Source organism: Duganella sp. AC237, from assembly GCF_979254035.1.
On the sequence record NZ_CEEDEW010000003.1, the window covers coordinates 6,292,713 to 6,307,013 of the forward strand.

Below are 14,301 nucleotides of genomic sequence, written 5' to 3' on the forward strand. Positions count from 1 at the left end.
GAAACACATGAACATTCTTATGGTACTGACTTCGCACGACCAACTGGGCGACACCGGCAAGAAAACCGGCTTCTGGCTGGAGGAATTCGCCGCGCCGTACTACAAGCTCAAGGAGGCGGGCGCCAAGCTGACCCTGGTGTCCCCAAAGGGCGGCCAGCCGCCGCTCGATCCGAAGAGCGACGAAGCCGACGCCCAAACCGAAGCCACCGCGCGCTTCAAGGCCGATCCGGAGGCTCAGGCGGCGCTGGCCAATACCGGAAAATTGTCCGACGTGTCGGCCAACGATTTCGACGCCGTCTTCTATCCGGGCGGCCACGGTCCGCTGTGGGACCTGGCCGAAGACCGCGACTCGATCGCGCTGATCGAAGCGATGATCGCCGCCGGCAAGCCGGTCGCGGCCGTCTGCCACGCCCCGGGCGTGCTGCGCCACGTGAACGGCCCGGACGGCAAGCCGCTGGTCAACAGCAAGAAGGTGACGGGCTTCACCAACACCGAGGAAGAGGCGGTCGGCCTGACCAAGGTGGTGCCGTTCCTGGTCGAGGACATGCTGCGCGAACGCGGCGGCATGTATTCCAAGCTGGGCGACTGGCAGCCGTACGCGGTCACGGACGGCTTGCTGGTCACCGGACAGAATCCGGCGTCGTCCGAAGTCGCCGCCGAAGAACTGCTGAAACTGCTGAAGTAACTGTTGAAATAGATAAAGGACCGCCCCATGGACAACACCGTCACTTCCCTCAGCGCGCAGCAATGGGCGTTCGGCTACGGCGCCGCGCTGCTGGCATTGCTTGCGATCGACGCGCTGTGGCTGACGTTCTACATGGGGCCGGCCTACAAGGCCGCGCTCGGCGACCTGCTGCTGGCGCAGCCCAGACTGGCGTCGGCCGCCGCCTTCTACCTGCTGTTCGCCGTCGGCGTGGTGGTCTTCGCGGTGGCGCCGGCCCTGCGCGCCCACAGCTGGCGAACCGCCGCCATATTCGGTGGCCTGCTCGGGCTGGTCGCCTACGGCACCTACGACCTGACCAATTACTCGGTCCTGAAAGCCTGGCCGCTGGGGCTGACGTTGATCGACATCGTCTGGGGTGGCCTGTTGTCGGCCGCTGCCGGCGTTGCCGGCTACGCGGCCGCCAACCGTTTCGGCTGATCGGAGCAGCTTGCGGTCGGCAGCTTCCTCGTGGAGAAACGTAGGGCGGATTAGCGTAGCGTAATCCGCCATGCACGCGCCGTCGGCGGCTCAAAGATGGCGGATTACGGAGTGCCGCCTAATCCGCCCTACGTATCTTCAGAAATAGATACCGTTGAGCGTCCGCGCTTAGCCGCCCGCCTTTGCCAATGACGCCCGCAACGTCATCGTCACCGGATACTGGTGGGTCACCGGCCGCGCCAGATCATAGCAACCGTTCAACAACGCGTTAAGCCCGTTCTGCGTCATTTCGCGCCACGGCATGTGCACCGTCGTCAGGCGCGGCGCCGAGAACTCCGCGCTCGGCGTATCGTCATACCCGATCACCGACAACTCGCTCGGCACATGTATCCCCGCCTCCTGGAAATACGACAGCGCCCCGACCGCCATCTCGTCATTGGCGCAAAACATCGCCGTGCATGCGTAGCCCGACTCCACCAGCTCCTTGGCCGCCGACCAGCCGCCGGCCGGCGAAAAGTCGCGCTCGACCAGCCACACCTTGCCGGTATCGATGCCATGGGCCGCCAGCTCGTACATGAAAGCGTCGATACGCACCACGTTATCCGGCAAGCTCGAGGGACCCGAGACCACGGCGATGCGCCGGTGCCCATGCTCGAGCAGGGTGCGCGCCGCCAGTCGGCCCCCCAGCTGATGGTCGACCGTGAAGCACTGCCCGGCAATGCTGTCGAAGTGATGATTGAGCACCACCACCTGGTGCTGCTTGGCGCCCAAGGCGGCGATGTCCTCCTCCAGCAACACGTTGGTCATCAGGATCAGGCCGTCGCAGCCCCGCTCGATGAGAAACTCGATGCCCTCGATCGCCTGCTGGCGCGCCCCGCCCAGCCCGACGCCGAACGCCACCACCATGTGCAGGCCGGCCGTGCGCAGCTCGGTGTCGATGATCTGCAGGATCGGCGTGTAAAACGTCCCGCTGAGCACGGGGATGTAGACGCCGATCATGCGGCTGCTGCCCGACAGCAGCGAGCGCGCCGCGTGCGACGGCCGGAAGTCGAGCGCCTCGATCGCCGCCCGCACCTTGGCCACCGTCGCCGGCGATACCGAACCCTTGCCGCTGACCACCCGCGAAGCGGTTCCCAATCCCACGCCGGCGAGGCGGGCTACGTCTTTGATGGTGGCCACGTGCGCGTCAATTTTGCTTGAAAAATAGGTGGATGGTCATCCCGAGTGTCTCATTTTGGAAACGTTCCCATATGGTGCACGCCTTGATTTGCCCTGTCAACGAAAACCTCCGGCGTTTACCCGCGATACCAAATTGACTTTAAAAAACGAACGATGCTATATTTGCCAGCATCGAATGGAAACCTTTCCAAGCTGTTTGGCATAATGGCGAAGGTTGGCGATGTGGAACAGCAGGGCGGCGCGCGAGCGGTTTATAAAAACAGAGGAGACAACATGCATTATCCAAACACACGACAAAAACTGATCACCCTGGCCGTGGCCGGCGCATTCGTGGCCACCGCCCTGCCGGCGCTGGCGCAAACCCCGGCGGCGGTGCAAGCGGCGCCGGTCGACATGGCCGGCGAGGCGCCGGTGGTGCAAAGCGTGGTGGTGACGGGCCTGCGCCAGGCGCTGATCTCGTCGATGAACCTGAAGCGCAATTCCGACGGCGTGGTCGACGGCATCGTCGCCGAGGACATCGGCAAGTTCCCCGACACCAACCTGGCCGAGTCGCTGCAGCGCATCTCCGGCGTGTCGATCGACCGCTCGATCGGCGAGGGTTCGAAGATCACCGTGCGCGGCGTCGGCCCCGACTTCAACATGGTGCTGCTCAACGGGCGCCAGATGCCGACCTCCAACCTTGGCGACCTCAACGGGCGCGCCTTCGACTTCGCCAACCTGGCGTCGGAAGCGATCTCGCAGCTGCAAGTGTATAAAACCAGCCGCGCCGACACCCCGACCGGCGGCATCGGCGCCACCGTCAACGTGATGACGGCGCGTCCGTTCGACCGGCCCGGCCTGCACGCCAGCTTCGGCGTCAAGGGCGTCTACGACACCTCGAACGACAACCTGCCGGCCGACGTCAAGGCCAGCAACTCGACCACGCCCGAACTGTCCGGCATCTACAGCAACACCTTCGCCGACGGCAAGTTCGGCATCGCCCTCACCGGCAGCTACCAGGAACGCAACCTGGGCTACAACAGCGCCGCCGTCTCCAGCGGCTGGCACGGCCCGGTGCGCGGCGACGAGAACAGCTGGGGTTCTATCCCGCAACCGGGCGCCGCCGGTTCGGAAAACATCACCAACCGTCCCGGCCCCAACGACGTCTACATGGTGCCGCAGAACCTGAACTACAACTTCAACGGCGTCAAGCGCCAGCGTACCAACGGCCAGTTGACCCTGCAGTTCAAGCCGGTCAAGGAACTGGTCACGACCCTGGACTACACCTACTCGGAAAACAAGATACAGACCAAGCGCAACGACATCAGCGCCTGGTTCAACTTCGGCCCGTCGGCCAGTTCGTGGACCAAGGGTCCGGTATCGAGCCCGCTGAGCTACACCGAAATCATCCCGCGCAACGCCAACGATCCGACCATCGGCACCTCGGACGTGGCCATGGGCGGCGCCGACTTCGCCACCAAAACGCAAAACAAGTCGCTCGGCTTCAACGCCGTCTGGAAGCCGACCAACGACCTGCGCCTTGAACTGGACGCGCACCGCTCGACGGCCACCTCCGGCGCCGACAGCCCGTTCGGCTCGAGCAACACGCTCGGCACGGCCAGCTTCAGCCGTGGCACCACCACGGCCAACTTCAGCCAGGACTTCCCGGTGCTGAGCATGGACGGCGTGGACTTCACCAAGGCCGGCCAGCAAGTGACCGGTTCGAACTTCACCAATTCGTACATGCGCGGCGAAGTCGAGCAGGCGCAGGTCAAGGGCGCGTTGAAAGTGTTCGAAGCGTCCGAACTGAAATTCGGCGCCGGCAGCACCAAGGTCGACAACCGCTCGGCCTTCTCCAACAACCAGCGCGACACCTGGGGCGGCGCCACCAAGGCGGCCGACTATCCAAGCAACGTCTGGCACAAGGACACCATCCGCCAGTACTTCGACAAGATCGACGGCAGCGACAACCCGGCGCTGTTCAACCAGTTCTACACCTTCAACTTCGACCAAGTGCGCAAACTGGCGGCCAGCGCCTCCGGCCTGCCGGCGCTGTACCTGCCGAAGACCACCTTCGACAACGACTCACGCGTCGAGGAAAAATCGAAGTCGGCCTACATCCAGTTCAACACGGATTGGGACACGGCGTTGCCGATCCGCACCGCGCTCGGCGTGCGCTACGAGAAGACCGACGTCGTCTCGACCGCGCTGGTGCCGGCCGCCACCAGCATCAGCTGGGTGTCGCAGAACGAGTTGCCGGTCGCCTTCGGCGCGCCGACCTTCACCACACTGACCGGCAAGTACCACAACATCCTGCCGAGCCTGGATTCCGACATCGAACTGACGCCGACCCAGAAGCTGCGCCTGAGCTACGGCCAAAGCATCGGCCGGCCGCGCTACGACCAGATCCAGGGCGGCACCACCCTCAACTCGCTGGCGCGGGTCGATGGCGGCAGCGGCAACCAGGGCAATCCAGCCCTGAAACCGGTCAAGTCGAAGAACCTGGACCTGTCCTACGAGTGGTATTACGGCCAGCAGAACTTCTTCTCGCTGGGCTACTTCCGCAAGGACCTGACCAACTACGCCGGCCAGTCGACCTTCAACGCCACACCGTTCAACCTGCACACGCCGGTCGGCGGCGCCCTGTGGAACGAGGCGCTTGCCAACGGTTGCGCCACGGCCGACACCACCTGCATCCGCAACTACATCTTCCGCAACCACCCGACCGCCCCGGGCGTGACGCGCGGACCGGACGACGCCGGCACAGGCAACGCCACCGGCACCATCGTCGGCCAGCCGAGCGATCCGATCGCGAACTTCAAGATCAACTCCTTCGCCAACCAGAAGAAGGCCAGCCTGGACGGCATCGAGGTGAACCTGCAGCACATGTTCGGCAGCAGCGGCTTCGGCATCTCGACCAATTACACGTATGTGAACTCGGGCCTGAAGTACGACAACGCCAGGCTGGGCGAGCAGTTCGCGCTGGTGGGGCTGAGCAACTCGTCCAACGTCGTCGGCATCTTCGAAAACGACAAGTGGACCGCGCGCCTGGCCTACAACTGGCGCGGCGAGTTCCTGTCGTCGACCTTCGACGCCTACGGCCCGAACCCGCAATACACCGAGGCCTACGGCCAGATCGACCTGAGCGTTGGCTGGAACTACAACAAAAACATCAGCCTGCAATTCGAGGTGATCAACGCCGGCAACTCGATCCAGCGGGTGCACGGGCGCACCAAACAGGCGGTGGAATCGGTCACCCAGGCCGGGCCGCGCTACATGCTGGGGGCGCGCTACAAGTTCTGATGTAGTGTAATTACAACCCCCGAAGGACAAGGCCGCTGCCCGACAGCGGCCTTGTCGGTTATACTTTCCGCAATAATCTGGGACATCGAATGGCCAATGAGCTGATCCGACGGATAGTGATAGTGGGTGGCGGATCGGCCGGTTGGCTCACCGCCGGCCTGATCGCGGCCGAACACCGCGCAACCTCGCCCGAGGGACTGCAGGTCACGCTGATCGAATCGCCCGATGTCGCCCCGATCGGCGTCGGCGAAGGCACCTGGCCGAGCATGCGCGACACCTTGCGCCGCATTGGCGTGTCCGAATCCGACTTTTTCCGCGAATGCGACGCCTCGTTCAAGCAGGGCTCGCGCTTCAACCGCTGGTGCACCGGCGCCGACAACGACTATTACTTCCACCCGTTCGTGTTGCCGCAAGGCTACGGCGAGGCGAACATGCCGGAACACTGGCTGGCGCAGCATCCGGGCGTGCCGTTCGCCGACCTGGTCAGCTACCAGCCGCACCTGTGCGCGCGCGGCAAGGCGCCCAAGCAGGCCGCCACGCCGGAATTTGCCGCCGTCGCCAACTACGGCTACCATCTGGACGCCGGCAAGTTCGGCCTGTTCCTGCGCAAGCATTGCCTGGAGAACCTGGGCGTGCGCTACGTGCCGGACCATGTCACCGGCATCCACTCCGCCGCCAACGGCGACATCGCCTCGCTGCAAACGCAGCGCCACGGCGTGCTCGAAGGCGACCTGTTCATCGACTGCACCGGCATGCAATCGCTGCTGCTGGGCAAGCACTACGACATCGACTTCATTTCGCAAAAGCACGTGCTGTACAACGACTCGGCGCTGGCGGTGCAAATCCCCTACCCCGCCGACAACTATCCGATCGCCTCGCAAACCTCGTCGACCGCGCAAAGCGCCGGCTGGATCTGGGACATCGGCCTGCCGACGCGGCGCGGCGTCGGCCACGTCTACTCCGGCGCGTACATCGGCGACGACCAGGCCGAGGCGGAATTGCGCGCCTATATCGTCGCGACCGGCGGACCGGCGGACATCCCGACGCCGCGCAAGCTGACCTTCGAGCCCGGCTACCGCGCCAAATTCTGGCATCGCAACTGCGTCGCCATCGGTTTGTCGGCCGGCTTCATCGAGCCGCTGGAAGCGTCGGCCCTGGCGCTGGTGGAAATGTCGGCAGCCATGGTCAGCGACGACATGCCGGCCACGCGCGCGGCGATGGACATCGTCGCCAAACGCTTCAACGAGCACTTCACCTACCGCTGGGAGCGGGTGATCGACTTCCTCAAGCTGCACTACGTGCTGAGCAAGCGCCGCGACAGCGCCTACTGGCGCGACAACACCTCGGCAGAAGGCGTGCCGGAGCGGCTGGGCGAGCTGCTGACCCTGTGGCGCCACCGCGCGCCCTCGCGCAGCGACTTCCACCGCATCGAGGAAGTGTTCCCGTCGGCCAGCTATCAGTACATCCTGTACGGCATGGGCCGCACCACCGAATTCACCAAGCAGCATCCGCACGAAGCGGCGATGGCCGACGGCTATTTCCGCGAAGCGGCCAACCTGACACAGAAGATGCTGGACGCACTTCCCACCAACCGCGAGCTGATAGAGCACATCAAACGCCACGGCCTTCGCACATAATTATCATTCGAGACAAGTCATGCCAAAACCAGTATTACTCAACAACGTCGAACACAAGAACCTGCGCGTGATCACCCGTCGCGGCGCGCGCTTCGGCGACGCCCAGATGGCAGCGCCCACCTTCCCCGCCGAATTCCGCAACATCCAGGCGTGCTACCCGATCGTGTTCCGCCAGACCACCGACGGCGTGGGCTTCGAGCCGATCGCGCTGCTCGGCTTCCAGGAAGGCGAGAACCTGTTCCTGCAGGGCGAACGCTGGGACGCGGTCTACATCCCCATGCTGGTCGAGCGCCAGCCCTTCCTGATCGGCATGGGCGGCCCCGATGGCCAGGACATGACGATCCACATCGATATCGAGAACCCGCGCGTCAGCGACAGCGAAGGCGAGGAAGTCTTCAAGCCGCACGGCGGCACCACCGATTACCTGGAGCGCGTCAACTCGCTGCTGGCGGCGATCCACAACGGCATGCAGGACATGCCGCTGTTCCTGGCCACCTTGGTGGAGCACGAGCTGCTGGAGAGCTTCGTGCTCGACGTGGGCCTGGACGACGGCTCGCAAAACCGCCTGGCCGGCTTCTACACGATCAACGAGGACCGGCTGGCAAGCTTGAGCGGCGACGTCATCGCCAAGCTGCACGCGGGCGGCCACCTGCATCCGATCTACATGGTGCTCGCGTCGCTGTCGAACTTCCGCGCGCTGATCGACCGCAAGAACGCGCTCCATGCCTAAAGCGATACGCGAAATCGCCGGCGTCGGCCCGAACGGGCTGACCGACGACATCCTGACCGCCACCCAGCCGATCGTGCTGCGCGGCGTGGCCGCCGGCTGGCCGATGGTGCGGGCGGCGCGCGAATCGCACGAACAGGGCGACGCCTACCTGCGCCGCTTCTACGGCGACGCCGCCAGCGGCGCCACGGTGGGCGCGATGCTGGGACCACCGGAGGCCGAGGGCCGCTTCTTCTACAACGAAGACATGAGCGGCTTCAATTTCTATCCGGTGCACGCCAAGCTGACCGGCGTGCTCGATGAAATCCGCGTCAAGCGCGACATGGAGAAGCCGCCGACCGTGTACGTGGGCTCGACCAGCGTCGAAACCTGCCTGCCCGGCTTCCGCGACCACAACGACCTCGATCTGGGCGGCCGCGACGCCTTGATGAGCATCTGGATCGGCAACCGCACCCGCATCGCCGCCCACTACGACGTGCCGGACAACCTGGCGGTGGTGGCGGCGGGCCACCGGCGCTTCATGCTGTTCCCGCCGGAGCAGTTGAAGAACCTGTATATCGGCCCGCTCGACTTCACGCCGGCCGGCCAGGCCATCAGCCTGGTGGACATGCTGAAGCCGGACTTCGTCAAATACCCGCGCTACGCCGAGGCGCTGGAACATGCGCAAAGCGCGGTGCTCGGGCCGGGCGACGCCCTGTTCATCCCCAGCATGTGGTGGCACCACATCGAAGCGCTCGACGCCTTCAATGTGCTGGTCAACTACTGGTGGCAGCGCACGCCGGAATTCATGGACACGCCGACCAACGCCCTGATGACGGCCTTCCTGACGATGCGCGGGCTGCCGCCGGAACAACGCAAGGCGTGGCAGGAAGTCTTCCGCCACTACATATTCGAAGCCGACGAAGAAACGGCGCAACATATACCCGAAGCGGCCCGCCACGTGCTGGCGCCACTGACGGCCGACGGCGCGCGCGCGTTGCGCGCCCAAATACAAAAAAAGCTGAACCGCTAAGGAGACCGGCAAATGCAAGACCAAAACAAAGAGTCGAACAAACGACAAGCGGTGCGCCGCGTCGTCATCTGCGGCGGCGGCACCGCCGGCTGGATGGTCGCCGCAGGCATCGCCAAGGTGCTGGGCAAGCGCCTCGACATCAAACTGATCGAGTCCGATGAAATCGGCACGGTCGGCGTGGGCGAAGCGACCATCCCGACCCTGATGAACTTCCACAATCTGCTGGAGATCAACGAGCAGGAATTCATGGCCGAGACCCAGGCCACCTTCAAGCTGGGCATCTCCTTCGAGGAATGGCGCAACGTCAAGGAGAACTACATCCACTCCTTCGGCTTCACCGGCGTCGATCACTGGACGGCCGGCTTCCAGCACTTCTGGCACAAGGGCGTCGAACGCGGGCTGGCCGGCGACTACGGCGACTACTGCCTGGAGCTCAAAGCGTCGCTGGAGCACCGCTTCGCGCACCTGCCCAACAACGGCATGAACTACGCCTACCACCTGGACGCGAGCCGCTACGCCAAATACCTGCGCCGCCTGAGCGAACCGCGCGGCGTGCAGCGGATCGAGGGCAAGATCGTCCGCTACACCAAACATGAGGAAGGCGAAAGGCGCGGCGACGTGCGCTCGATCGTGCTCGAATCGGGTCAGGAGATCGAAGGCGACTTGTTCATCGACTGCACCGGCTTCCGCGGCCTGCTGATCGGCGACGCGATGGAAGAACCGATGGAGGACTGGTCGCAATGGCTGTTCTGCGACCGCGCCATCGCCGTGCAAACGGAATCGGTGGACGACGCCATTCCACTGACGCGCTCCATGGCGCACCAGGCGGGCTGGCAATGGCGCATCCCGTTGCAGCACCGCGTCGGCAACGGCATCGTCTATTCGAGCCGCTACCTGGACGACGACACGGCGCGCAAGCAACTGCTGGCCAATGTCGAAGGCCGCACCCTGATCGAACCGCGCGTGATCAAGTTCAAGCCGTGCCAGCGCAAGCAAACCTGGAAAGGCAACGTCGTCGCCATCGGTCTGTCGAGCGGCTTCCTCGAACCGATCGAATCGACCAGCATCCACCTGATCCAGCGCAGCGTGGTGCGGTTGATGCAGATGTTCCCCTCGGACGGCGTGCGCCAGACCGACATCGAGGAATACAACGCCCAGTGCAACCACGAGATCGAGCACATACGCGACTTCATCATCCTGCACTACCACGTCAACAACCGCACCGACTCGCAGTTCTGGATCGACTGCCGCGAGATGAGCATCCCGGACTCGCTCAAGCACCGCATCGATCTTTTCCGCGAAACGGGCCGCGTGTTCCGCGTCCCGAACGAACTGTTCGCCGAAAACTCGTGGATCCAGGTGATGCTCGGCCAAGGCATCATGCCACGCTCGCACCACCAAACGGCCGACCTGATGGGCGACGAAGAGCTCCGGCAATTCCTCGGCAACATCAAATCCAACGTCGACCGCACGGTGGTGCAGCTGCCGACGCACCAGGCCTACGTCCAACGCTACTGCGGCCGCGCCGAATCGGTCAAAGCCGCCTAAAAGCAACTCCGGGGTCAGGTCCACTATTTCTACACGAGCTCAGGCCTATAGGGCTTTTAACGTACAGCCCGTGCAGCACTGGTGGACCTGACACCGGAGTTGTTGTTTTGGATCATTGCCCAAAAGCATCTTTGCGCGTATTATTGGAAATCTTGTTTTTCCTATAATCGCTCCTGATGGCTAACTCCTCCACCCTGCTCCGCTGGCTCTGCGTCGTTCTCACGATTTGCCTGGGCAGCGGCTTCGTCGCCTTTAAGTGGCTGGCGCCGGTCATGGCAATCGCCATGGCCGTCCTCATCTGCGCCGTGCTGTGGATCGTCAGCCCTGCGTTGGCGCCGCCCGGCGCCGGTGCGGTCAAGGTAAGGCTGGCGTCCATCTTTTGTTTTTTCGCACTTGCCATGCCCCGCAGTTGGATCGGGGACGTCCTGGGCCTAGCCGCCCAAGCCCTGAACGGCATCCCTGGCCTCGGCGACGCGGCCCCGTGGCTGGCCCAACTCGATTGGTCCAGCCAGGCGAGCGAATGGTCGTTGACGCTGGGCGCCGTCGTGGTGGTGATGGTAAGCTTGCATATGTCCGACAAACCATTGGCCGGCCGCGATCCGACAGCCTTGAGCAAGCAGTTCCCCGACCTGACGTTTGAAAGCCGCTTTAAACAGTTCTGCCGCATGCTGTCTCTCGACCTGGAAAATATGGAGCGAGAACTGAGCTGGAGCCAGGGTTACGCGGAACTGGACGCCGAGGTCGAGACCGCCGCGCGCATCGGACATCCCGGCGGCCGCGTGGTCAACCTTCAGGCCGCGCTGCGCGCCGAAAGCAAGGCCAAGGTGTTTTTGCTGCTGGGCGATCCGGGCGGTGGCAAAAGCTTCGCCCTGCGCAAGCTGGCCCGGGACATGCTTGCGGAGGTCAAGGGCAGCCGGCGCGTGCCGGTCTACATTAACCTGCGCGAATGGCTTCCGCCCAGCGACGGCCAGCCACGCTGGAGCGAACAGAACCCGCCCACATTGGAGCAGTTGGACGCCTTCGTCATCGACCGGCTGAAATCGCAGGGCAGCCTCCTCGACAAGGAGTTCATCGACAACCACTTTCACGAATTGAGAAAGCACGGAAGGCTGTTCTTCATTTTCGATTCCTTCGACGAGATTCCTGAATTGCTCGACGAGGATGAGAACTCCTGGCTCATCGGCCAGCTCTCCGAGCTGTTTTCCCGTTATATCCGCAGCCACGAGAACGCGCGCGGCCTGCTGGCGTCGCGCATGTTCCGCCGGCCCACCCACTTGTTCGCCGCCGAGAAAACACTGGAGATCCGGCCGCTGACGGAGGTCGGCATCCAGCAGGCCATGTCGCATCACATCGGATTCACCAAGGCGATACAGAAACAGCTGCTGCACGAGCGGCCAGACTGGCTGCCGGTGGTCCGCAACCCGTTCATGATGGCGCTGTTGGCCCAGTGGGTGCGCGCCCATGACAGGCTGCCGGACAATCAGGAGCAGCTCTACCGCCACTACTTCGCCGACCGCCTCAAGCGCGCCACCGATAGCACCGAACCGCATGGACTCAGCGTCGACCAAGTCCTGGCGTCGGCAAAGCAGATCGCCTGCTTCCTCTTCGACCACGGGGCCTACGGGCTGGAGGCGCCGCGCTCGTTGTTGGTGGCCGAGAGTACAATCCCGCGGGTCGACCACGTCATCGACATTCTGTGCGACGCGGTAATCGGACGGGTGGGCACGACCGAACCGCACACCTTCTCGTTCGTGCACAGGCGTTTCCTGGAATACCTGGTGACCACGCGCATGCTGGACCAGCCCGGCCCGCCGCCGTTCCAGACCATTTTGGACGACTCGCGCGGACGCGATGCGACCGTGCTGTACGCCCAGCTATGCGACGATGCCTCCGCCGCCCATCTGGCGCGGCGCTGCTGGAAGGAAATCGACATGCATCTGGGCAAACCAGATGACCGCCGCGGAATTCACAGCCTGCGCTTCCTGATCGATGCCTTCCGCTCACGGCGCGACGCGCTGGCGGAGTTCGCACCGGCGCTCAGCAAACTCGTCAGCGAGCAGGCGATCGCCGAGGATGACATCATCCGCAGCAATATCTGTCTCGAAGCAACCGGCTTGCTGGACAACGGCGACGCGGTCGTGGTGCTGCACCTCGCCATGGCCGGGCCGAATGACTGGCTGCGCACAACGGCGTTCCGCGCCTGCCGCCACCTGCCGGCGCTGTCCGACAAACTGCGGCAAAGCATCAACCACTACCTGATCAAAATGCCGGCGCTGCAGTTTTGGCGCGAGCGAAAGGCTTTACTGCTGTCGTTGGCCTTGTCCGAGCCACTGGACGGCGCCCACCGTCTGGCGCGATGGCGCCGGCGCGGCCTGATCGTCTCTGTCGCGGCGGTGCTGGCCGGCGCCGCGCTGGTACCGAAAATCGCGATTATCTTCATGTTGTCGGCGCTCTACCTGGCGGGTGTGGACCGGCTCAGCGTCCAGCTCGCGCTAACCTTCACATCAAAAAAATCGCGCAAGCCCAACGTGCCGACGGGTTCCCCGATGTTCGCGCCCGGCACATTGTTCCGGCTACATCAACAGCTGATGGCCTTGGCCTTGGTCGCGCTGGCGTCATGGACCTTGCTCACAGGAGAAACAGCAACACTGGCACGATTGGCGCCGGCAACGGCTCTGCTGCCCCCCCATCAGTGGCCAGCGCTGGCCACGTCGCTGCTAATACTTGGCTTGTTGTCTCTGGACTGGATATCCGCGATCCATATCGTCCACGCCTATCGTGGCTTCATGGCCCTGTCGGTAGAAGCAAAAATGAAACTGATGGTGAAGATTTCACTCATTTGCACGGCCGTTCCCGTCGGAGTCTTCATCCTGGCAACACTGATCAACCTTATGGCACCCGAGACGCAAAAACTGGTGACGGAGACGATGGGATATGCGATCGCCGCAGCGATGCTTGTTTTCGGTGGGTTTACCGTCGTCCAGCAGGTTCGCGAACGACGAGCCCTGCCCGCCTTACTGGCCACGCTCGGCGGCGATATCACCCGCGTGCAGATCGTCACCGCACTGAGCACAGTCAAACTCCCACGAAATCAAATGGCCGTGGTGGCGAAACTGGCGGAGCACAAAACCTCGCCCAGCGGCGCATGGCCGGACGGCTTCACGCTGAACCCGCGTTGCGGTGCTGTCCTCACAGAGTTGGCCAAGCTGGAAGCGCGCTGGCGCAAACTGGACCGCTGACGAAAGCGTGGAACTACGGCACCGTCGGCAACGACGCCCGCTTCGTGCAGTCGCGCCAAGCCAATATGTTTGTCGAAAAATAAGTGAGAATTACCGAGCCGTAATCTGGATGGCGACGGGAAACTGTCCTCGCGGCAGCATCTTCAGTTATAGTCTTCATGTGGCCCCAAGCCCAACCATTCGCATTTGACCGCAGAGGAAACCATGATGAAAAAACTGTTCGTTGCCAGCCTGATCCTGTCCCTGAGCGGCGCCGTGTTCGCCGCCGAGCCGACAGCCCAGCAAAGCAAGATGAAAACCTGTAACGCCGATGCGACGGGGAAAAAAGGCGATGAGCGTAAGGCCTTTATGAAGGAATGCCTGAGCGCGAAGCCTGCGGCGCCGGAAGCGAAAGTGACCCAGCAAGACAAGATGAAAAAATGTAATGCCGACGCCACCGGGAAAAAAGGCGACGAGCGCAAGGCATTCATGAAAACATGTCTCAGTAACAAGGCTTAACAGCGCGGTCGAACGCCATCCACACCGGGTGGCGTTTT

At 63.4% G+C, this 14,301-nt stretch carries 10 protein-coding genes; 9 read left to right on the plus strand and 1 reads right to left on the minus strand.

Features of this window, described 5'->3' with window-relative positions; genetic code table 11:
* The first annotated feature begins 7 nt into the window (after nt 1–7).
* Complete coding sequence (locus AC0IYS_RS27855; RefSeq protein WP_471708219.1) at nt 8–685, plus strand: type 1 glutamine amidotransferase domain-containing protein; 678 nt, start codon at nt 8–10, stop codon at nt 683–685.
* A gap of 27 nt (nt 686–712) precedes the next feature.
* Nucleotides 713–1,141, plus strand: coding sequence for a DUF2177 family protein (locus AC0IYS_RS27860; protein WP_471708220.1), 429 nt, complete (start codon nt 713–715; stop codon nt 1,139–1,141).
* Between the two features lie 168 nt (nt 1,142–1,309).
* Here AC0IYS_RS27860 and AC0IYS_RS27865 read toward each other — a convergent pair whose 3' ends face one another.
* Entirely contained in the window at nt 1,310–2,320 is a 1,011-nt protein-coding gene (locus tag AC0IYS_RS27865; protein ID WP_471708222.1) for a LacI family DNA-binding transcriptional regulator, read from the minus strand.
* Nucleotides 2,321–2,593: 273 nt separating this feature from the next.
* On the opposite strand from AC0IYS_RS27865, the gene AC0IYS_RS27870 reads away from it, so the two are divergent.
* The 7 genes from AC0IYS_RS27870 (at nt 2,594) to AC0IYS_RS27900 (ending at nt 14,263) form a co-directional block, all read left to right on the plus strand.
* Nucleotides 2,594–5,602: a TonB-dependent receptor gene (locus AC0IYS_RS27870; RefSeq protein WP_471708224.1), complete on the plus strand. Its 3,009-nt coding sequence runs from the start codon at nt 2,594–2,596 to the stop codon at nt 5,600–5,602.
* Between the two features lie 122 nt (nt 5,603–5,724).
* Entirely contained in the window at nt 5,725–7,239 is a 1,515-nt protein-coding gene (locus tag AC0IYS_RS27875) for a tryptophan halogenase family protein (protein ID WP_471708225.1), read from the plus strand.
* A 19-nt stretch (nt 7,240–7,258) separates the two neighbouring features.
* The gene (locus AC0IYS_RS27880; protein WP_471708227.1) at nt 7,259–7,969 is read left to right on the plus strand and encodes a SapC family protein; all 711 of its coding nucleotides are present in this window, start codon (nt 7,259–7,261) and stop codon (nt 7,967–7,969) included.
* Nucleotides 7,962–8,978, plus strand: coding sequence for a cupin-like domain-containing protein (locus tag AC0IYS_RS27885; protein WP_471708228.1), 1,017 nt, complete (start codon nt 7,962–7,964; stop codon nt 8,976–8,978). The genes AC0IYS_RS27880 and AC0IYS_RS27885 overlap by 8 nt, the downstream gene beginning before the upstream one ends.
* Nucleotides 8,979–8,990: 12 nt before the next feature.
* Entirely contained in the window at nt 8,991–10,526 is a 1,536-nt protein-coding gene (locus AC0IYS_RS27890) for a tryptophan halogenase family protein (RefSeq protein ID WP_471708229.1), read from the plus strand.
* A gap of 176 nt (nt 10,527–10,702) precedes the next feature.
* A complete protein-coding gene (locus tag AC0IYS_RS27895; protein ID WP_471708230.1) occupies nt 10,703–13,765 on the plus strand; it encodes an NACHT domain-containing protein in 3,063 nt (1,020 codons plus the stop codon).
* 207 nt (nt 13,766–13,972) lie between these two features.
* Nucleotides 13,973–14,263, plus strand: a complete 291-nt coding sequence (locus AC0IYS_RS27900; RefSeq protein WP_471708232.1) for a PsiF family protein — start codon at nt 13,973–13,975, stop codon at nt 14,261–14,263.
* Nucleotides 14,264–14,301: the final 38 nt, after the last annotated feature.